The organism is Ruegeria sp. BHSC026, from assembly GCF_059613065.1.
The window spans coordinates 42451-62397 of the sequence record NZ_JBXWRV010000015.1; the positions used below are offsets into that span (position 1 = coordinate 42451).

The window sequence follows — 19947 nt, forward strand, 5'->3', positions numbered from 1 at the left end:
CACACCGGATTGGGGCAGCGATGCCCCAACCGCAAATCCGCTTGAGGCGGCAGGCTCTCGCCGTTAATCACGACCCTCAAAGGAGCATGCCCCATGTCGATGAACAGCTTTGGACACCTTTTCCGCGTCACCACCTGGGGTGAAAGCCACGGCCCCGCGCTGGGCGCCACGGTCGATGGCTGCCCGCCCGGCGTCCCGATCGACGAGGGCATGATCCAGCACTGGCTGGACAAGCGCAAACCGGGCCAGAACAAGTTCACCACCCAGCGGCGCGAGCCCGATCAGGTGAGAATCCTGTCGGGCGTGTTCGAGGGCCAGACCACCGGCACCCCGGTCCAGCTGATGATCGAGAACACCGATCAACGCTCGAAGGATTACGGGGACATCATGGACAAGTTCCGCCCCGGCCATGCCGACATCACCTATTGGCAGAAATACGGCATCCGCGACTATCGCGGCGGCGGGCGCAGCTCGGCCCGCGAAACGGCGGCGCGGGTGGCCGCGGGCGGGCTGGCGCGCGAGGCGATCAAGCAGATCGCGCCCAACGTCCATATCACCGGCTACATGACCCAGATCGGCCCGCACCGGATCGACCGGACCAACTTTGATTGGGCGCAGATCGAACAGAACCCGTTCTGGACCCCAGATGCAAAAGCCGCCGAGGACTGGGCAGCCTATCTGGACGATTTGCGCAAATCCGGCAATTCGGTCGGCGCGGTGGTCGAAGTGGTGGCGCGCGGCGTCCCCGCGGGCCTCGGCGCGCCGATCTATGGCAAGCTCGACACCGATCTGGCCGCGGCGATGATGTCGATCAACGCTGTCAAGGGCGTGGAAATCGGCGAAGGCATGGCCGCCGCCGAGCTGACCGGCGAGGCCAATGCCGACGAGATCTTCATGGGCCAGGACGGCCCGCAATACAGCTCGAACCACGCGGGCGGCATCCTAGGCGGCATCTCGACCGGGCAGGACATCGTGGTACGATTCGCGGTCAAGCCCACCTCATCGATCCTGACCACGCGCAAGACCATCACCAAATCGGGCGAAGAGACCGAGATCATCACCAAGGGCCGCCACGACCCCTGCGTCGGCATCCGCGCCGTGCCGGTGGGCGAAGCGATGATGGCCTGCGTGATCTTGGACCACCTGCTGCTGCATCGCGGCCAGATCGGTGAAAACCGTGGACGGATTGGCTGAGCTGCGCGACCGCCTGCGCGCGGTCGTCGCGCAGCGGATGATCACCGACCCGGCCCATGACTTGGCCCATCTAGACCGTGTCTGGGTCAATGCCCGCACCATCGCCGATGCGCAAACCGACAGGACCGTACTGCTGGCGGCCTGCTATCTGCACGATCTGGTCAACCTGCCCAAGAACGACCCCGACCGGCACCTGGCCTCGCGCCGGTCGGCTGCGGACTCCGAGCCTGTTCTGCGGGAACTAGGCCTGAGCGATGCCCAGATCGCCGCCACCCGCCACGCGATCGAGGCGCACAGTTTTTCCGCCAACATCCCGCCCGAGACGCCCGAGGCGCGCATCCTGCGCGATGCCGACCGGCTGGATGCGCTGGGCGCTATCGGGATCGCGCGGAATTTCTCGGTGTCCGGCGCTTTGGGGCGGACGCTGTATGATCCGGCCGATCCGTTCGCAGCCCACCGGCCGCTGGACGATCTGCACTATTCGATCGACCACTGGAAGGTGAAGCTGCTGGCCCTGCCCGACGACATGCTGACCGAGGCCGGACGGCAGATCGCGCAGCAACGGGTCCGGCGCATGATCCGGTTTCTGACCGAATTCGCCGAAGAGATCGGCAGCCCCCTGCCCGACAGCTGGACACGCCCCAATCCGACCCGTTGATCTTTGCCGCGCAAAGGCGCAGGGTCGCGCCGATGGCCCAATCCCTGACCTCTCACCGCCCCGTGCTTGCCGTGACGCTGAAACTCAGCGCCCTGTTCCTGTTCACGGCGATGTCGGCGCTGGTCAAGGCGCTGTCGGCCGATTTCCCGCCGGGCCAGATGGTTTTTTTTCGTTCCTTGTTCGCGGTGCCGGTGATCGTGGCCTGGCTGATCTCGCGCGGGGAACTCGCGCAGGGCTTTGTCGTCAGGAAGCCCATGGGCCATTTCTGGCGAGGAGTGCTGGGCACCACCGCCATGGGTCTGACCTTTACCGGGCTCAGCCTGCTGCCCCTGCCCGAGGTTACGGCGATCGGCTATGCCACCCCGATCTTCACCCTGATCCTGGCGGCGCTGCTGCTGGGCGAGCGCATCCGCCTGATCCGCATCGGCGCGGTGGCGATCGGGCTTTTGGGCGTGCTGATCATGATCTGGCCGCGGCTGGGCTCGGCCGATCTGGGCACCGGCGCCACGATCGGCGCGCTGTGCGTGCTGGGCGCGACCGTGGCCCGCGGCTTCGTGCAGATCCACATTCGGCAATTGGTGCAGGTCGACCATCCCGCCGCGATCGTCTTCTATTTCTCGATGACCGCCACGCTGCTGTCGGCGCTGACCGTGTTCTGGGGCTGGACCGCGCCCACCCTGAACCAGCTGCTGATACTGATCACGATGGGGTTGATCGGCGGCGTCGCGCAGATTCTGGTGACCTCGTCCTACCGGTTCGGGCAGGCCTCGATGCTGGCGCCCTATGACTATACATCGATGCTGTTTGCCATCTTCTTCGGCTACGTCTGGTTTGACGAACTGCCGACCCTGGCGATCCTGCTGGGGGCGGCGCTGGTGATCGCCGGCAATGCGGTGGTGATCTGGCGCGAACACCAGCTGGGTCTGGAACGCGGCAAGGCGCGGTCGCTGACCGATCACAAACCCTGACTTTACCTTTCGCGCCCATCGCCTAGGTTGGCGCGGACAATCAACGAGGTTTTGCCATGAGCGACGCACAGGACCACAAACAGAAGATGCAACAGGTGCAGGCCCAGCACCGCAAAAAAGTGTCCGAGGCCGTGGATCCCGGTCGGGGGCTGGTGCTGATCAACACTGGCAAGGGCAAAGGCAAATCTTCGGCCGCGTTCGGCGTGGTGATCCGCGCATTGGGCTGGGGCCAGAAGGTCGCCGTGGTGCAGTTCATCAAGGGCAAATGGAAGACCGGCGAACGGCGGTTCTTCGAAGACCGCGATCTGGTCACCTGGCATACGATGGGCGAAGGCTTCACCTGGGACACCCAGGACCGCGACCGCGACATTGCCGCCGCGACCGCCGCCTTCGATAAGGCGCGCGACCTGATGGCCAGCGGCGACTATGACCTTGTGGTGCTGGACGAGATCAACATCGCTCTGCGCTATGAATACCTGTCGGTGGACGCGGTGATCGAGGGGCTGAAGGCGCGCTCGGACCGGACCAGCGTGTTCCTGACCGGGCGCGACGCGCCGCAGGCGCTGCGTGACTATGCCGATCTGGTCACCGAAATGACCGAAGAAAAGCACCCGTTTCAGGCCGGCATCAAGGCCCAGCGCGGCATCGATTTCTGAATATTTCGACGCGAAAGAAAAAACGGACGCCCGTCAACGGCGCCCGTTTTTCGTATGCATCAGCTGCGGACCAGCTGTTCGTAGTCGTTGGCGATCTCGCGGGTCAGGTCGCCGACCTCGAAAGTGTACTCGCCGATCTGGCCCACCGGCGTGACCTCGGCCGCGGTGCCGGTCAACCAGCACTGTTCGAAATCGGCCATCTCCTCGGGCAGGATGTGGCGTTCGTGTACGGTGATGCCTTTGTCTTTCAGCATCTGGATCACCGTCTGGCGGGTGATGCCGTTCAGGAAGCAGTCGGCCAGCGGCGTATGCACTTCGCCATCCTTTACGAAAAACACGTTGGCGCCGGTCGCCTCGGCCACATAGCCGCGGTAATCCATGAACAAGGCATCGGAACAGCCCTTGGCCTCGGCCTTGTGCTTGGAGATGGTGCAGATCATGTACAGCCCCGCCGCCTTGGCATGGACCGGGATGGTTTCCGGGCTGGGCCGCTTCCACTCGGCGATGTCCAGCTTGGCGCCCTGCATCTTGGCATCGCCATAATAGGCGCCCCAGGGCCAGACCGCGATGGCCATGCGCACCGGGTTGCGCGCCGAGGCCACGCCCATATCCTCGCCCGAGCCGCGCCAGACCAGCGCGCGCACGTAAGCGTCCTTGAGGCCGCTTTTCTCGAGCGTTTCGGCCTTGGCCGCCTCGATCTGATCAACCGTGTAAGGCATCGGCATGTCCAGCGCCTCGGCCGATTTGATCAACCGCTCGGAATGTTCGCGGCTTTTGAAGATCTTGCCGTTATAGGCACGCTCGCCCTCGAAGACCGAGCTGGCATAGTGCATCGCATGGGTCAGGACATGCACCTTGGCATCGCGCCAGGGCACAAATTCGCCATCCATCCAGATGACACCGTCACGATCGTCATATCCCGCCATCCGAAACCTCCTGACCCGGGTCACATTTCCGATTGTTGCGCCACTTAGGTCCGACCCGGACACAAAATTGCGCAAAAACTGCGATTCGATACCTGTCCGCCCTTGGAATGTCAATAACGCTGACTTAAAGTCGGGGCGTGTAACGAATGAGGCCCGATATGTCCGAGATCCGCCCCGCCCAGGTCTTTGGCGGAGAAAGCCTGTTGTTTCTGACAGATGAACAGCTTCGGCAGGGGATCGAGGCGATGTTCTTTGCCTATCGCGGCTTTACCGCCGACCCCGACCGCATTCTGAGCGAAATGGCCTATGGCCGGGCGCATCACCGGGCGATCCATTTCATCAACCGTGCGCCGGGCACCACGGTGAACAACCTGCTGGCGATCCTGGGGGTGACCAAGCAGTCGCTGAACCGGGTGCTACGCTCGCTGATCGACGACGGCCTTGTCGAGAGCCGGGTCGGCACCGTCGACAAGCGCGAACGCCACCTGTACCTGACTGAAAAGGGCAAGGCGCTCGAGGCGCAGCTGTCGGACGCCCAGCGCGCCCGGATGCGCGCGGCCTACAAGGAAGCCGGCCCCGAGGCGGTTGCCGGGTTCCGCAAGGTTCTTGAAGCGATGATGGATGCTGATATGCGTCGGGCTTACACGAAACTGCGGGATTCAACTTCATGAGCGACGTGGACGCCCATCTTCTGATCGTCGATGACGACGAACGCATCCGTGATCTGCTCAAGAAATTCTTGATGCGCAGCGGATTTCTTGTGACCGCGGCGCGTGATGCCGCCCATGCGCGGCGGGTCCTGTCGGGGCTGGATTTCGACCTGATCGTGATGGATGTGATGATGCCGGGCGAGGATGGTGTCAGCCTGACCCGTGCCCTGCGCGAGACGCATGACACGCCGATTCTGCTGCTGACGGCACGCGGCGAGACCGAGCACCGGATCGCCGGGTTGGAAGCCGGAGCAGACGATTACCTGGCCAAGCCGTTCGAACCCAAGGAACTGCTGCTGCGGATCAACGCGATCCTGCGGCGGATGCCGGAAACCACAGCGCAGGACACGGCCACCAAGATCCTGCATTTGGGGCCGATCCGCTATGACATCGAACGCGGCGAGATGTGGCAGGGCGAAGAGCCGGTGCGGCTGACCGCCACCGAAAGCCAGTTGATGAAGATCTTCTCGGCCCAGCCGGGCGAGCCGATCAGCCGGTCGAAGCTGGTCGAGGATCTGGGGCGCGACAAGGGGCAGGCGCAGGAGCGTGCGGTGGACGTGCAGATCACGCGCCTGCGCCGCAAGATCGAGCAAGACCCCAAGCAGCCGCGCTATCTGCAGACGGTGCGGGGCGCGGGCTATATGCTGGCGCCGGATTGATTTTGCCGCTGCGCGGCGTTTTGTTGCCTTCGGCGAGGATATTTTTGGCCAGATGAAGTGGGGGATTTTGATGAAGACCGCTGTTTTGACGCATGCCGACTGTCTGGGTCATGTCACCCCTGAGGGGCATCCCGAGCGGGTGGCCCGGCTGGAACATATCCTGCATGAGCTGGAGCCGCTGGATCTGCAACGGGTGACCGCGCCGCTGGCGGCGGATGACGATCTGCTGCGTATCCATCCCGAGAGCTATATCCGCGAAATCCGTGACAGCCGCCCGACCGAGGGGTTCCGCCAGATCGACGGGGATACGTTCATGTCACCCGGCTCGGTCGATGCGGCCTATCGGGCGGCGGGGGCCGTTGTTCGGGCGGTGGACATGGTGCTGGGCGGTGAGGCGCCGAATGCGTTCTGCGCCATTCGGCCGCCGGGCCACCACGCCGAACGGGAAACCGCCATGGGATTCTGCCTGTTCGGCAATGCCGCTTTGGCGGCGAAGCATGCGCTGGATCATCACGAGCTGGGTCGGGTCGCGGTGGTGGATTTCGACGTGCATCACGGCAATGGCACGCAGGATCTGCTGTGGGACGAGGCCCGCGCGCTGGTGATCACCAGCCAGCAGATGCCGCTGTGGCCGGGCTCGGGACGGCCGGATGAAACCGGGGCGCATGACACCATCGTGAACATCCCGCTGGCCCCCGGCACCGGCGGGGCCGAGATGCGCGCGGCCTACGAGGCACAGGCCTTTCCCCGGCTGCGCGCGTTCAAGCCCGAGCTGATCATCATCTCTGCCGGCTTCGACGCCCATCAGGACGATCCGCTGGCCAATCTGAACTGGTCCACCGACGATTTCGCCTGGATCACCGCTCAGCTTTGCCGGATCGCCGACGAGCTGTGTAAGGGCCGTATCGTCTCGACTCTGGAAGGCGGGTATGATCTGAACGCACTGGCCAAAGCCACACGCGCCCATGTTGAAGAACTGATGAAGGCAGCCCGATGACCGAGACCCCCGTTGAACAGATGACATTCGAGCAGGCGATGAAAGAGCTGGAGGCCGTGGTCGGCCAACTGGAGCGCGGCGACGTGGCGCTGGACCAGTCGATCGCCCTGTACGAGCGCGGCGCCAAGCTGAAGAAACGCTGCGAGGAAGAGCTGAAGCGCGCCGAGGAGAAAGTGGCCGCCATCACGCTGGATGCCGATGGTCAGCCCACCGGGACGACCCCTGTCGAAGGTCTGTAATGTTTTCCGAAAGGCTGGCGCAGGATGCGGCGCTGATCCAGGCGCAGTTCGATCTGATTCTGGGTGCGCTGGACGATGTCGATGTCACCCGGGCTATGGCCTATGCCACGCAGGGCGGCAAGCGGCTGCGCGGATTTCTGGTGCTGGAAAGCGCCCGACTGCACGGAATGGATGAGACCTGCGCGATCTGGCCCGCGATCGGGATCGAGGCGCTGCATGCCTACAGCCTCGTGCATGACGACCTGCCCTGCATGGACGACGACGACCTTCGGCGCGGCCGCCCGACGGTGCATGTGAAATGGAACGATGGCATCGCGGTTCTGGCCGGCGACGCTTTGCAGGCGCTGGCATTCGAGCTGTGCGCCCGCCCCGAAGTGGGGCCGGCCGAGATTCGCGCCGACCTGACGCTGACGCTGGCGCAGGCGGCAGGCGCGCAGGGCATGGTGCTGGGGCAGGCGCTGGACATTGCGGCGGAAACGGCGCAGCAACCGCTCTCGCTGGAGGACATCACCCGGTTGCAGGCCGGCAAGACCGGCGCGCTGATCGAATGGTCGGCCTGTGCCGGGGCCCGGTTGGCCGGAGAGGACGTCCAACGCATGCGTCAATATTCCTCCGCGCTGGGCCTTGCCTTTCAAATTACCGACGACATCCTTGATGTGGAGGGTGACAGCGAAAAGGCGGGCAAACGATTGCAGAAGGACGCACAGGCGGGCAAGGCGACGTTCGTATCCCTGCTGGGCCTCGACTCCGCCAAGGCCCGCGCGACCGAGCTGGTCGAGCAGGCCTGCGGCGCGCTGGACGGCTACGGACCGCAGGCCGAAACCTTGAAGGAAGCCGCCCGCTTCGTTATTGCGCGTGAAAGATGAACCGTAAGGGATGCCATGTCAGACCGTCCGAACACTCCGCTTCTGGACCTTGTGAACCGCCCGGCGGATCTCAAGCAGTTTTCGGACGCGCAGTTGCATCAGCTGGCAAACGAGTTGCGGGCCGAGACGATCTCGGCCGTGTCGGTGACCGGCGGGCACCTGGGCGCGGGTCTGGGCGTAGTTGAGCTGACCGTGGCCCTGCACGCGGTGTTCGACACGCCGCGCGACAAGATCATCTGGGATGTCGGGCACCAGTGCTATCCGCACAAGATCCTGACCGAGCGGCGCGACCGTATCCGCACCCTGCGTCAGAAAGGCGGCCTCAGCGGGTTCACCAAACGCAGCGAAAGCCCCTATGACCCGTTCGGCGCGGCGCACAGCTCGACCTCGATCAGCGCGGCGCTGGGCTTTGCCGTGGCCCGCGACCTGGGCGGGGTCACGCCCGAGGGGCTGGGCGACGCGATCGCGGTGATCGGCGACGGGTCGATGTCGGCCGGCATGGCCTTCGAGGCGATGAACAACGCCGGCCACCTGAAAAAACGCCTGATCGTGATCCTGAACGACAACGAGATGAGCATCGCCCCGCCCGTGGGTGCGATGTCAAACTATCTCTCGCGCATCTATGCCGAAGAGCCGTTCCACGATCTGAAAGCAGCGGCCAAGGGGGCGGTGTCTCTGCTGCCCGAACCGTTCCGCGAGGGCGCCAAGCGCGCCAAAGAAATGCTCAAAGGAATGGCGGTGGGCGGCACCCTGTTCGAAGAGCTGGGATTCTCCTATGTTGGCCCGATCGACGGGCATGACCTGGACCAGCTACTGCCGGTTCTGCGCACGGTCAAGGCGCGGGCGACCGGGCCAATACTGATCCACGCGCTGACCAAAAAGGGCAAGGGCTATGCCCCGGCCGAGCAGGCCCGGGACAAGGGCCATGCCACCGCCAAGTTCGACGTGGTCACCGGCAAGCAGCAGAAGGCGCCGTCGAACGCGCCGTCCTACACCTCGGTCTTCGGCAAGACCCTGGTGGACGAGGCCAGCCGCGACGACAAGATCGTGGCGGTGACCGCGGCGATGCCCGACGGTACCGGGCTAAACCTGTTCGCCGAACGCTACCCATCGCGCTGTTTCGACGTGGCGATTGCCGAGCAGCACGGGGTCACCTTCTCGGCCGCGCTGGCGGCGGGCGGGTTGAAACCGTTCTGCGCGATGTATTCCACGTTTTTGCAGCGCGGCTATGACCAGGTGGTGCACGACGTGGCGATCCAGCGCCTGCCAGTGCGCTTTGCCATCGACCGCGCGGGGCTGGTGGGTGCTGATGGCGCGACTCATGCCGGGTCGTTCGACATCGCGTACCTGTCCAACCTGCCGGGCATGGTGGTGATGGCCGCCGCCGACGAGGCCGAACTGGTGCACATGGTCGCCACAGCCGCCGCCCACGACGACGGCCCCATCGCATTCCGCTATCCGCGGGGCGAGGGCGTGGGGGTCGATCTGCCCGAACGTGGGCAGCTTCTGGAAATCGGCAAGGGCCGCCTGATCCAGTCGGGGGCGCGGGTGGCGATCTTGTCCTTCGGGACGCGCCTGACCGAGGTGCAGAAGGCCGCAGAATCGCTGGCCGCCCGCGGTATCACCCCGACCATCGCCGACGCCCGGTTCGCCAAGCCGTTGGACCGCGACCTGATCCTGGACCTGGCCGCCAACCACGAGGCGCTGATCACCATCGAGGAAGGCGCCATCGGCGGGTTCGGCAGCCACGTGGCGCAACTGCTGGCGGATGAGGGCGTGTTCGATCGCGGCCTGAAATACCGCTCGATGGTGCTGCCGGACATTTTCATCGACCAGGCCAACCCCGCCGACATGTACGCAGTCGCAGGCATGAACGCCGAGCATATCGAGGCCAAGGTTCTCTCGGTGCTGGGCGTGGCTTCGATCGGTGAACGGCGCGCCTGAATCCGGGCGTCTTTCATCAAGCGGCCGATTGCGCCGCGCCACCGATCCAAGGTCGCGGGTCAGGCCGCCAATCGCTCTTGCAAGGCGGCAAGCCTTGGTTTAAGGGACGCCCCGAGGTCGCCTCCACCGACGCGTCGGGTCACAATTGCCCCGGTCGGACAAGGTGCAGGGATCCGCAGGGCCATCACGGCCCATGACGCAAGAAGGATGCCGGTGTAGCTCAGCTGGTAGAGCACGTCATTCGTAATGATGGGGTCGGGGGTTCGAGTCCCTTCACCGGCACCATCCTTCTTTGGACCCAAGAATACTCGGCAGATCGCGCGGTGGGACACATTGGTCTCGGCCATTCCGCAGGACGGTTCGGCTCGGGGCCGGGTCAACGGGCCGAGGGCATCGACTGACGAAACCGGCGCAAGGCCAGCGCGAAGAAGGCCGCCCCCAGACCGGCCATGATCGCCATCTGCGGCCAGACAATCGCAGGACCGCCCCCGCGATAGAGGATGGCCCGGGCAAAACCCACGAAATGGGTCGAGGGAGACACCTACATCGCCATGCGCTGCCAGTCCGGCATGCTCTCCATCGGGGTCGTGCTGCCCGACAGCAGGTTTATCACGATCAGCACCGGCAGCGCCAGCAGGCCGAACTGGGGCATCGACGACGTGATAGTGGCCAGCAGGATGCCCAACCCGGTCACCGAGGCCAGATAGATGACGGCCCCCAGCACAAACAGCAGCACCGAGCCCGCAACCGTTCCGTTGATCGTCAGAACCCGGCCCGAAATGACTTGCCCGATCGGAACCGCGTGGTGCAGACCGTGCGCCGACAGGATCCGCATCCACTCGGCTCACCGTTTGTGCAGGCGGGTCGGGCAGCAGAAGGTCCTCGTGGCAGTCGGGGTCCCGCAGGGCCGCAAGTTGGGCCTGTGCGTCCGAATTTGGCCCGACAGGCACCATGCCCGGAGGCGCGAATTCCAGCGCGGTGACGAGTTGGTGGATGGCCTGACGGTCATCCGGGCGGATCGTCAGCCACTGTTCCAATTCGAGAATCTGCGCTGCCTGTGGCACTGGCTTCGCCTGCTGCCTGCGTCTGCGGACCCGTCCTGCCTAACCTGCACGAGAAAATCGTCAACAGCGCAACCCGACCCCCGAGGGCCGCCGCCCGCCCGGATGGGCGGAGGGCGGGATGGCGCGGCGGTCAGTCGCTGATCGCGCCTTCTTCGTCGCGGCGCTGGTGCATCCGGGCCTTGACCCGCGCACCCACGATCAGCGGCAGGATGAAGCCGATCACGGCGATGGTCCACAACCCGATGGACAACGGGCTGTCGATCAGGGTCCACCAGTTGCCATTGTCGATGGTCACGGCGCGGCGCAGGTTGTTCTCCATCGCGTTGCCCAGCAGGGTGCCCAGGATGATCGGGACCAGCGGCACGTCCAGCTTGCGCAGGACCCAGCCCATCACGCCGAACCCGATCATCACCAGCAGATCGAAGGTGGACCCCGAAATGCCGTAGATGCCGACAAAGCTGACCATGGCCACGATCGGCATCAGGATGCGCGACGGGATCATCAGCACGCGGGTGAACAGGCCCACCATCGGGATATTCATGGCCAGCAGCATGAAGTTGGCGATGAACAGCGCGGCCACCAGCCCCCAGACCACATCCGGGTTCTGGGTGAACAGCAGCGGCCCCGGCGTGATGTTCAACGCCAGCAGCACCGCCAGCAGCACCGCCGTGGTGCCCGACCCCGGCACGCCCAGCGCCAGCATCGGCACCAATGCGCCCCCGGCGGCGGCGTTGTTGCCGGCCTCGGGCGCGGCCACGCCGCGCGGATCGCCGGTGCCGAAGGTGTTCTCCTTGTCCACCAGCCGCTTTTCCATCGTGTAGGAAATAAACGACCCCAAAGAGGCGCCCGCGCCCGGCAGAACCCCCGCGATGAAGCCCAGAAACGAGGTGCGCAGCATCGTGGGCGTGCAGCTTTTGATCATCGACATCGGCGGATACAGCTTGCCGATGTTCAGCTTGCGGCCCTCGGCATCGGACCCTCCATGGCGATGTTCCAGAAAGATGAACACCTCGGACAGGGCGAACAGGCCGACGATGGCCACCAGAAAATCCAGCCCGTCATACAGATGCACTTCGCCGAAGGTAAAGCGCGGCACGCCGGTCTGGGTGTCCACCCCGATGGTCGCAAGCCCAAGGCCCAGCGCGGCGGCAAAGGCCGATTTCGCCTGGTTGGTCGAAGACACGCCGCCCAACGTCATGAAGGCCAGCGCGAACAGGGCGAAATATTCAGCCGGGCCGAACAGCAGGGCGATCTTGACCAGCTGCGGCGCCAGCACGATTAGGCCCCAGGTCGCCAGGAACGCACCCACGAACGAGGCGATTCCCGACAACGACAGCGCCTCGCCCGCCAGGCCCTTCTTGGCCATGGGGTGCCCGTCAAGACAGGTCATCATCGCGGGCTCGTCACCGGGGATGTTCAGCAGGATCGACGAGATCCGCCCCCCGTACATCGCCCCGTAATAGACACTGGTCAGCAGGATCAGCGAGGGCGTCGCGCCCAGCCCCAGCGTGAAGGCCAGCGGGATCAGGATAGCCACGCCGTTCGACGGGCCCAGCCCCGGCAGCGCGCCCATGACCGTACCCAGAAAGCAGCCCAGCAGGGCCAGCATCAGGTTCTGCCAGGTCAGCGCGATGGCGAACCCATCGCCCAAGGATGCAAGAGTTTCCATGATGCCCCCCTAGAACCCCAGCGGCCCTTTGGCCAGTGACAGGCCCAGAACCAGGTGGAAAATGACATAGATGCCCAGCGAAGTGCCAATTCCCACAAGGATGCACTCGATCGGGCCTGAGCCAAGCCGCCAGGCCAGATAGGTGGCGGCAAAGGCCGTGGCGATGACGAACCCCGCCACCGGCAGCAGTTCGGCATACAGGATCAGAACGACCACGGCGGCGCCGACCTCGACCAGCCGGCCCAGCGCGGGCCATTCGGGTTCGGCATCCGGGCGCAGCGCGATGATGGCGCTGGACACGCCCAGAATGGCGGCGATGATCAAAGGAAAGGCCTTGGGCCCAACGGCATCGGACAGAAAGCTTTCTTCGATCGCCAGGGCGGATATCGCGAATCCGATGGCGAGAAGCAGCCCGACGACCCCGAAGATGCGGTCACTCATCGGTGTCTCCTGTTGTTCGGGATGAAAAAGTGCGGGCGCCACACGGTTGCGGCACCCGCCTGCACGTGAGTGGTGCGGTTATTTGATGATCCCGATCTCTTTCGAGATCGCCTGGATCTGGGCCACCGAGTCAGCGACGAAGTTCTGGAAGTCTTCGCCCTGCAGGTCCAGCGGGGCCAGGCCGTTGGCGGCCATCACTTCTTTCCACTCGTCCGAGGCATAGAGCTGACCGATCTTGGACACCCAGTCATTGTAGGCCTCGTCCGACATGCCGCCGGGGGCATAGAAACCGCGCCAGTTCGCACCGATGGCATCCACACCCTGTTCCTTGGCGGTCGGGAAATCGGCGAATTCGCCAGGCAGACGCTCGGGCGCCAGAACCGCGATCACCTTGATGTCGCCGGAATCCACGAAGCCCTTGGCCTCGGAGATATCGCCGGTGAAGGCTTGGACCGAGCCGGCCAGCAGCTGGGTCACCGCCTCGCCGCCGCCGTCAAACGCGATGTATTTGACCGAGCGGACATCGTCGATGCCATAGGCGTTGGCCGCGATCAGCACCTTCAGGTGGTCCCAGCCGCCCACGGCCGAGCCGCCCGCGACCGAAACCGAGGACGGGTCGGCTTTGATCTGGTCCAGCAGCTCGGGCAGGGTATTGACCGGGCTGTCGGCAGCCACGGCGATCACGCCATAATCGGCGCCGATCGCGGCCAGCCAGCGGACCTGATCCATGGTGTTGCCCGGATAGGCGCCCTGGGCCAGACGAGTTGCGGTTGCGGCGCTTGCGGCGACGATCAGTTCGTTGTCGTCATTGCGCTTGTTCACCACCTCGGCAAAGGCCACGCCCCCGCCGCCACCGGCCAGGTTCACCACCTGCATGGTCTGGTCGATCAGGCCCAGATCCTGCAGCGACTTGCCCACCTGACGGCAGGTAAAGTCCCAACCCCCACCCGGGTTGGCCGGAGCGATGCATTCCGTCGCGTTGGCGGCAAAGCCAGTCAGGGCAAAGACTGCGGCGGCTACGACGCCGCCGGTTCCAAACAGTTTCATTCGGTTCTCCTCCTCAGGTCATTCTGGCCGTCTTGTGTGCGGCCGAAACCGATCCCCGCAGGGGCCGCGTGGCGCAGCCCTTTCTTGCAGGTTGGTTTTCTTTACCGAATAATGCTGTCACGAACCTGTCACGGTGCGACGGGCGATCGGGGGAGGCCATGCGTGTATTGATGATCGAGGATGCCGAGGATCTGGCCGAGGGCGTCGTGGCCCATCTGGGTCGGTCCGGTGTGGTGTGCGATCTGGCGACCTCGGTCGAGGCGGCCCATGATTTCCGCGCGGTCCAGTCCTATGACGCGATCCTGCTGGACATCAATCTGCCCGATGGGTCGGGCCTGGGCTTTCTGGACCGGATTCGCGCCGCCGGAGACCGCACGCCGGTTCTGATGCTGACCGCGCTGACCGCAGTCGAGGACCGGGTCGCCGCGCTGGACAAAGGGGCCGACGATTATCTGGGCAAGCCCTTCGACCAGCGCGAGCTCGAGGCGCGGCTGCGCGCGCTGGTGCGCCGCGACGCCGACCGCAAGAGCGAGCAGATCACGCTGGGCCCGCTGGTCTATGCCCCCAAGGACCGCAGCGCCACGCTGGGCGGCAAACGCCTGAACCTGACCGCGCGCGAGGCCGCCGTGCTGGACGCCCTGATCCGGCACGAGGGGCAGTTCCTGTCCAAGGCGCGACTGTACGACTCGCTCTATGGGTTCGAGGATGCCGATGTGGGCGTGAACGCGATCGAGCTGTATATCGCCCGGCTGCGCAAGAAATTCTTGGGTAGCGGCGTGGCCATCACCACCCAGCGCGGGGTCGGGTACCGGATCGGCCTGCATGGTTAAGCCGCCCCTGCCCCACAGCCTGACCGCCCGGGTGCTGAGCGCGGTGATGCTGATCCTTGTTCTGGGCGGCGTTCTGGTCGGCCTGTCGATCTGGGCCAATGGTCGGTTGGCGGCCCGTCAGGCCTATGACAGGCTTCTTTTGGGTGCGGCCAGCGACATCGCCGAATCCGTGCGCATCCAGGACGGCCAGCCCATCGTCGACCTTCCCGTTTCAGCGTTTGAGCTGCTGGCCCAGGCCCCGGATGACCGGATCTATTACGCGGTGCGCGGGCCCGACGGGCGCTTTATCACTGGGCTGGACCCGGACACGGTGATCGCGCCCCCGCAGCCCGTCAGCCAGTCGGCCCAGTATTTCGCGGCCGACTTGAACGGGGAACCGGCCCGGTTCGTCCGACTGCCCCGTCTGTTCGCCGAGCGGGACTTTTCCGGCGAAGTCGAAATCGTGGTCGGGCAGACCTTGCTGGCACGGCGCGCGATGACCACCGGCCTGATGCTGGATGCCCTGCTGCCGATGGCGGTGGCCGGCGCGTTGCTGCTGATCATGTCGTGGTTCGTCACCCGTTCGGCGCTGCACCCGCTCGAGGCGATGTCGGATGACCTGATCCGCCGAGACCCCTATGACCTGACGCCCGTGGCCAGCGACGGGCTGCCGCGCGAACTGCAGGTCATGATCGCGGCGATGAATCGGTTCATGGGGCGGCTGGACCGGCAGGTTCTGTCGATGCGTAACTTGATCGCCGACACCGCGCATCAGTTGCGCACCCCAGTCGCAGCGATCCGGGTGCAGGCAGAGATCGCCCAAGCCGACCCCGACAGCCCCGCCGGGCGCCGGGCGCTGGACCGGTTGCTGACCCGTACCCGGTCATTGGGCACGCTACTGGATCAGCTTTTGTCGCGCGCGATGGTCATCCACCGCATCGACAGCGCCCCGCGCTTGCCGGTCGATCTGCGCGAAGTGGCGCTCGAGGCGCTGGAGCAGAGCGACCACGAGGTGATCGCCCCCGGCGTCGAGGTGCATCTGAAAATCGGGGAAGACCCGGTCTGGGTGCGGGGCGATGCGTTTTCGCTGGGCGAAGCCACCAAGAACCTGCTGGGCAACGCGCTCCGCCACGGCAAGGCCCCGGTCAGCATCGGGGCCAGCCTGGACGGTGGCCGCGCCGTTCTGTGGGTGCGCGACAGCGGCCCGGGGCCGGACAGGTCGGTATCCGCCCGGCTGGGCGACCGGTTCAACCGCAACGCAGGCTCGGGCGAGGACAGCAGCGGGCTGGGTCTGTCGATCGTCAAATCCACGGCCGAGGCCTTTGACGGTACCGTCGAGATGACCCGCACCGATGACGGGTTTCGCGTATCGCTCAGCTTTCCGGCGGCCACCGAAGGAACAGGCGCATGATACGGTTTCTGATCCCGCTGGCCCTGTGTCTGCTGATGCCTGCTACCCGCACTGCTGCGCAGGAGGCGGTGACCGAATTCGGCACCGGGCCTGCCCCCCTGCTGGTGCGCTCGACCACGGATATCGGCATCATCCGCCCGGTGATGGAGCAGTTCGCGGTGCAAAACCCCGACCTGACCATCACCTATGAACAATGGGGCTCGAACGCGCTGTTCCAGCACAGCAAGACGGCCTGCAAGACCGGCGACAGCCCGGCGGATGCGGTGTTTTCCTCGGCCGTTCAGCAGATGGTCTGGCTGGTCAATGCCGCCTGCGCCCATCGCTACAGCTCGGCCCTGACGCAGGCGCTGCCCCCGGCCCGGCGCTGGCGGGACGAGCTGTGGGGGATTACCACCGAACCCGCCGTCATCGTCTACAACAAGGACCGTCTGGACGATCTGGAGGTGCCGCGCAGCCGCTTTGCCCTGCTGGACGCGATGCGCACCCGCCCCGACCTGCTGCGCGGCCGGGTAGCGACCTATGACATCGCGGCCTCGGGGCTGGGCTTCCTGTTTGCCTATGGCGACAGTCTCGAGGCCACCACCTTTGGCTCGTTGATAGAGGGCTTTGCCCGGATCGACGCGGTGGCCACCTGTTGTTCGGCCGAGATCATCCGCGACGTGGCCCGGGGACGGTTCCTGATCGCCTACAACGTGCTTGGCTCATACGTGGCCAACGCGCAGGACCCCGCGGTTGGGGTGATCCTGCCCGAGGATTACACGCTGGTGTTGTCCCGCGCCTTCATGATCCCGAAAAACGCGGGCAACAGCGCGGGCGGGCAGCGGCTGCTGGATTTCCTGCTGTCGCCGACGGCGCAGGATCTGCTGGCCCGATCGGGGTTGGTGGCGCGGATGGATGCGGCCGAAACCGGCCTTGCGCCCAGCGCGCGCCGATTCATTCCCCTGTCACCCGCCCTGCTGGTGGCCAGCGACCCGAACCGCCGGGCCGAACTGTTCAACCTGTGGAATGACGCCTTCGACGTGGAAACCGCCCGCTAGGCGGTTTTGCCGGTATTCTCAGGAACCGGCTCTGCGCCGCCTTCGTCCGGTGCCGCCGCGCCCTCGGGCTCGGGTTCGATGACCTCTGGCGCTTCGGCATCTTCGATCTCGGCCTCCTTGACCTCGTTCGATTGATCCTCGAGCGCACCCACGATCAGCGGCAGCATGTGAACGCCGGTCGCGGTGGCAATCTCGGGTGTTTTCGGCCTCTGCCAACTCAGCGTATCGAAGCTGTGGCAGGTGGAACAGACCGGAGCCCATTCGGCATGGATGTCGTGGCAGTTCTCGCAGACCCATTGCGGCCCGCGCGGCGCGTTCAGCGCCTTGGCCAGCCAGCCCTGAACCACCGCGTCCGACGCCCCCTCGCCCCGTTCGATCGCGGCCATCAGCGTATAGGCCCGCGCGTCGGCGCCCTTCTCGACCAGATCACCCAGCACACGGCGGGCTTCGGGGAAATCCTCGGCCACGATGTTCAGCTCGGAGCGGATCAGGCGGGTCTCGGGGTGGTCGGGGTGGATGCGGGTCAGGGTAGCAAAGCGCTTGATCCGCTCTTCGGGTGTCTCGTCCGGGGCGATCTCGGCAAAGGCATGGGCCAGGTCGGGATGCGGCTGCGCCTCCCATGCCTTTTTCAGAATTTTGGTCGCCGCGCGCGGCTTGCCCTTGGCGATATAGGCCCGTGCGGCCATCGCGGCGGCGGGCACCAGATCGGGCGACAGGCGGTTGGCCTCGATCGCACGCTCCTGCTGTTCGACGGTGGCGGACTCGTCCAGAATGTCCTTGGCCTCGGACAGGGCCAGCACCGCGTCGCGGCGGCGATAGACGTCGCGCGGCAGGTATCCCGCCTTCAGCTTGGCGGTCAGGGTCGAGCGCGCCCCGGCCCAGTCTTGCGCCTTGGTCTGCAGGTTCAGCAGAACGTCCTGCGTTTCTTCGTGCCGCGGCTTCAGCTGCAACGCCTTCTCGGCCAGCTTGCGGGCTGTGTTCTCGTCCCCCTCGGCCAGCTTCTGCTTCAGAATGCCCCGCACCCCGACGAAACGCGTCGCCGGATCGCTCACCAGCTTCTTGTAGGTCTCGGCCGCCTTTTTCGTGTCGCCGGTCATTTCGGCCGCCTGGGCCACCAGCAGGTTGGTCAGTTCCGGCTTGTTCAGCAGCTTCTCGGCCTTGCGGGCCTTGGTCAGCGCGATGCGCCCCTCGCCCGAGGCAAGCGCCATCAGCCCGTCGGCCAGCGCCTGGTATCCGCGCTGCTCGCGGCTGCGGTCGAAATAGCGCGACAGGGCGGTTTCGTCACCATTGATGAATTTCAGCGTGGCGATCAGCAGGCCCAGCAGCTTCATCCCCAGCCAGACGGCAAAGACCAGAACCCCCAGCGCGATGACCGACTGCAGCGGGCTGAGCGTGATTTCCTGCCCCAGGGCGGTGATCTGAACGCCACCGCTGGATTCCATCAGGTAACCGGCGCCCATCGCCAGCAGGCCGACGATCACAACAAAAACAAGGATCTTCAACAATGACCACAGCATGACAGGCCCTTCAGTTCGAGTTTACGCCGGAAACCAGCGCATTGACGGCAGTCTCGGCTTCCAGCCGGGTCTTTGCCGCCTGTATCCATTCGGCCATGGCCGGTTTCGCGGCCTCGGGCAGCGCGCCCAGCTCGGCCAGGGCCGCCGCCAGGTCGCCCTTGCCCACCGCAGCCTGCGCGCGCGACAGGATGGCGTCGGGGTCGTTGCCCTCTTTCGGCGTGACCGAGCGCGCCCCGGTCTGCCGTTGCAGGAACGCGATCAGACCCGTGCCCTTGTCCGCCGCGCGGGCATCGGCCAGCGCCGCGCGGGCGGCGGGCGGGAAACCATCGCGCAGATCGGCCAAGGTGGCCACGCCGTCATCGGCCGGCCCAGACAAGGCATCCGGCACGGAAACACCGCCGGCTTGCAACTGGGCAACCAGGTCCGAATACGGGCCACCTGCGTCCAGTTGGCCCCGAACCTTGGCCAGTGTCGCCAGGTTTTCGGCCGCCTGAGCCTGAGCCTTGGCCTGCGCTTCCTGCGCCTGGGCGTCGGCCACCATCTTTTCGACCTCGGCGCGCTGAACGGACAGAGAGTCCTGCAGTTTCTTCAGTTCAGCCTCGACCGCGGCAACCGTTTCGGGCGACGCCGCCTCGGTCAGCGGGCGCGCCTCGAGCTTGGCGACCCGCTCGGCCAGCGGGTCGATCTTGCCGGACAGGGTTTCGAGGCTGGATTTGATGGTGGAAATCTCGCTTTCGATCGGCGCCAGTTTGGCGCGCAGAGCCGCAATCTCGGCGGTCGGGTCCGGGGCCGCGGCCAGCTGCTTGCCCAAGGCGGCCAGTTGGTCGGCCTGATCGGACAGATTCGACTCAAGCGCAGCAATGGCCTCGGACGGATCCGACTCCGCAGGCCAAAGCAGGTCGCTGCGCCCGGCAGCAAACCCGATCGCGGCGGCAACCACCCCGCCGATCAGGGCCGGCAGAAATCCACCGCGCCGGGGCGTGGGGTCCTGTTTGGGCTGTTCCGCCTGCGTGTCGTGGGATCGGGCTTCGGCTTCGGCTTCGGCTTCGGCTTCGGCTTCGGCTTCGGCTTCGGCTTCGGCTTCGGCTTCGGCTTCGGCTTCGGCTTCGGCTTCGGCTTCGGCTTCGGCTTCGGC

21 protein-coding genes and 1 tRNA gene are annotated in these 19947 nt (G+C 65.5%); 14 read left to right on the plus strand and 8 right to left on the minus strand.

The genetic code is table 11. From position 1 onward, the window contains the following. Positions 1-93 precede the first annotated feature (93 nt). Genes aroC through cobO form a run of 4 tightly spaced genes read left to right on the plus strand, consistent with a single transcriptional unit; the run spans position 94 to position 3476 of the window. Positions 94-1194: a chorismate synthase gene (aroC, locus tag AC2FME_RS15360; RefSeq protein WP_496800904.1), complete on the plus strand. Its 1101-nt coding sequence runs from the start codon at positions 94-96 to the stop codon at positions 1192-1194. Then, positions 1178-1852: an HD domain-containing protein gene (locus AC2FME_RS15365; RefSeq protein WP_496800905.1), complete on the plus strand. Its 675-nt coding sequence runs from the start codon at positions 1178-1180 to the stop codon at positions 1850-1852. The genes aroC and AC2FME_RS15365 overlap by 17 nt, the downstream gene beginning before the upstream one ends. Positions 1853-1884: 32 nt before the next feature. Beyond that, a complete protein-coding gene (locus tag AC2FME_RS15370; RefSeq protein ID WP_496800906.1) occupies positions 1885-2820 on the plus strand; it encodes a DMT family transporter in 936 nt (311 codons plus the stop codon). Between the two features lie 56 nt (positions 2821-2876). Further along, entirely contained in the window at positions 2877-3476 is a 600-nt protein-coding gene (gene cobO, locus AC2FME_RS15375; protein WP_496800907.1) for a cob(I)yrinic acid a,c-diamide adenosyltransferase, read from the plus strand. A gap of 59 nt (positions 3477-3535) precedes the next feature. Here the strand turns inward: cobO and AC2FME_RS15380 are convergent, their stop codons facing one another. Next, positions 3536-4402 carry a branched-chain amino acid aminotransferase gene (locus AC2FME_RS15380; protein ID WP_170340845.1) on the minus strand — a complete coding sequence of 289 codons (867 nt, stop codon included), beginning with the start codon at positions 4400-4402 and terminating at the stop codon, positions 3536-3538. A gap of 158 nt (positions 4403-4560) precedes the next feature. Between AC2FME_RS15380 and AC2FME_RS15385 the strand changes: the two genes are divergently transcribed. The 7 genes from AC2FME_RS15385 to AC2FME_RS15415 all read left to right on the plus strand — a co-directional run bounded on the left by AC2FME_RS15385 (position 4561) and on the right by AC2FME_RS15415 (position 10102). Beyond that, complete coding sequence (locus AC2FME_RS15385) at positions 4561-5073, plus strand: MarR family winged helix-turn-helix transcriptional regulator (protein ID WP_496800908.1); 513 nt, start codon at positions 4561-4563, stop codon at positions 5071-5073. Next, the gene (locus AC2FME_RS15390) at positions 5070-5771 is read left to right on the plus strand and encodes a response regulator (protein WP_496689442.1); all 702 of its coding nucleotides are present in this window, start codon (positions 5070-5072) and stop codon (positions 5769-5771) included. Before AC2FME_RS15385 ends, AC2FME_RS15390 begins: the two co-directional genes overlap by 4 nt. Before the next feature lie 70 nt (positions 5772-5841). Then, positions 5842-6768, plus strand: a complete 927-nt coding sequence (locus AC2FME_RS15395; protein ID WP_496800909.1) for a histone deacetylase family protein — start codon at positions 5842-5844, stop codon at positions 6766-6768. Next, positions 6765-7007, plus strand: coding sequence for an exodeoxyribonuclease VII small subunit (locus AC2FME_RS15400; RefSeq protein ID WP_496680127.1), 243 nt, complete (start codon positions 6765-6767; stop codon positions 7005-7007). The genes AC2FME_RS15395 and AC2FME_RS15400 overlap by 4 nt, the downstream gene beginning before the upstream one ends. Further along, positions 7007-7873: a polyprenyl synthetase family protein gene (locus AC2FME_RS15405; RefSeq protein ID WP_496800910.1), complete on the plus strand. Its 867-nt coding sequence runs from the start codon at positions 7007-7009 to the stop codon at positions 7871-7873. The genes AC2FME_RS15400 and AC2FME_RS15405 overlap by 1 nt, the downstream gene beginning before the upstream one ends. A 15-nt stretch (positions 7874-7888) precedes the next feature. Beyond that, positions 7889-9817, plus strand: coding sequence for a 1-deoxy-D-xylulose-5-phosphate synthase (gene dxs, locus AC2FME_RS15410; RefSeq protein ID WP_496800911.1), 1929 nt, complete (start codon positions 7889-7891; stop codon positions 9815-9817). 209 nt (positions 9818-10026) lie between these two features. Further along, positions 10027-10102: transfer RNA gene (locus AC2FME_RS15415), tRNA-Thr, on the plus strand. 91 nt (positions 10103-10193) lie between these two features. Here AC2FME_RS15415 and AC2FME_RS15420 read toward each other — a convergent pair. The 5 genes from AC2FME_RS15420 to AC2FME_RS15440 form a co-directional block, all read right to left on the minus strand. Continuing rightward, positions 10194-10358 carry a hypothetical protein gene (locus AC2FME_RS15420; RefSeq protein ID WP_496800912.1) on the minus strand — a complete coding sequence of 55 codons (165 nt, stop codon included), beginning with the start codon at positions 10356-10358 and terminating at the stop codon, positions 10194-10196. Further along, entirely contained in the window at positions 10359-10652 is a 294-nt protein-coding gene (locus AC2FME_RS15425) for an ABC transporter permease (RefSeq protein ID WP_496800913.1), read from the minus strand. A 359-nt stretch (positions 10653-11011) separates the two neighbouring features. After that, entirely contained in the window at positions 11012-12550 is a 1539-nt protein-coding gene (locus AC2FME_RS15430; protein ID WP_496680135.1) for a tripartite tricarboxylate transporter permease, read from the minus strand. A 9-nt stretch (positions 12551-12559) separates the two neighbouring features. Continuing rightward, positions 12560-12991 (minus strand): tripartite tricarboxylate transporter TctB family protein, encoded by a 432-nt coding sequence (locus tag AC2FME_RS15435; RefSeq protein WP_496680137.1) that lies wholly within the window; start codon positions 12989-12991, stop codon positions 12560-12562. 78 nt (positions 12992-13069) lie between these two features. After that, a complete protein-coding gene (locus AC2FME_RS15440; protein WP_496800914.1) occupies positions 13070-14038 on the minus strand; it encodes a Bug family tripartite tricarboxylate transporter substrate binding protein in 969 nt (322 codons plus the stop codon). Positions 14039-14196: 158 nt separating this feature from the next. On the opposite strand from AC2FME_RS15440, the gene AC2FME_RS15445 reads away from it, so the two are divergent. Genes AC2FME_RS15445 through AC2FME_RS15455 form a run of 3 tightly spaced genes read left to right on the plus strand, consistent with a single transcriptional unit; the run spans position 14197 to position 17295 of the window. Beyond that, the gene (locus tag AC2FME_RS15445; RefSeq protein ID WP_496680140.1) at positions 14197-14868 is read left to right on the plus strand and encodes a response regulator transcription factor; all 672 of its coding nucleotides are present in this window, start codon (positions 14197-14199) and stop codon (positions 14866-14868) included. Beyond that, positions 14861-16258, plus strand: coding sequence for a sensor histidine kinase (locus tag AC2FME_RS15450; RefSeq protein WP_496800915.1), 1398 nt, complete (start codon positions 14861-14863; stop codon positions 16256-16258). Before AC2FME_RS15445 ends, AC2FME_RS15450 begins: the two co-directional genes overlap by 8 nt. Beyond that, a complete protein-coding gene (locus AC2FME_RS15455) occupies positions 16255-17295 on the plus strand; it encodes an ABC transporter substrate-binding protein (RefSeq protein ID WP_496800916.1) in 1041 nt (346 codons plus the stop codon). Before AC2FME_RS15450 ends, AC2FME_RS15455 begins: the two co-directional genes overlap by 4 nt. On the opposite strand, the gene AC2FME_RS15460 is transcribed toward AC2FME_RS15455, so the two are convergent. Both AC2FME_RS15460 and AC2FME_RS15465 read right to left on the minus strand, forming a co-directional pair. Further along, entirely contained in the window at positions 17292-18812 is a 1521-nt protein-coding gene (locus AC2FME_RS15460; protein WP_496800917.1) for a heme biosynthesis protein HemY, read from the minus strand. The two genes, AC2FME_RS15455 and AC2FME_RS15460, sit on opposite strands and share 4 nt — an antisense overlap. A 10-nt stretch (positions 18813-18822) precedes the next feature. Beyond that, a partial coding sequence (locus tag AC2FME_RS15465) for a COG4223 family protein (RefSeq protein WP_496800918.1) occupies positions 18823-19947 on the minus strand: 1125 nt, incomplete at its 5' end.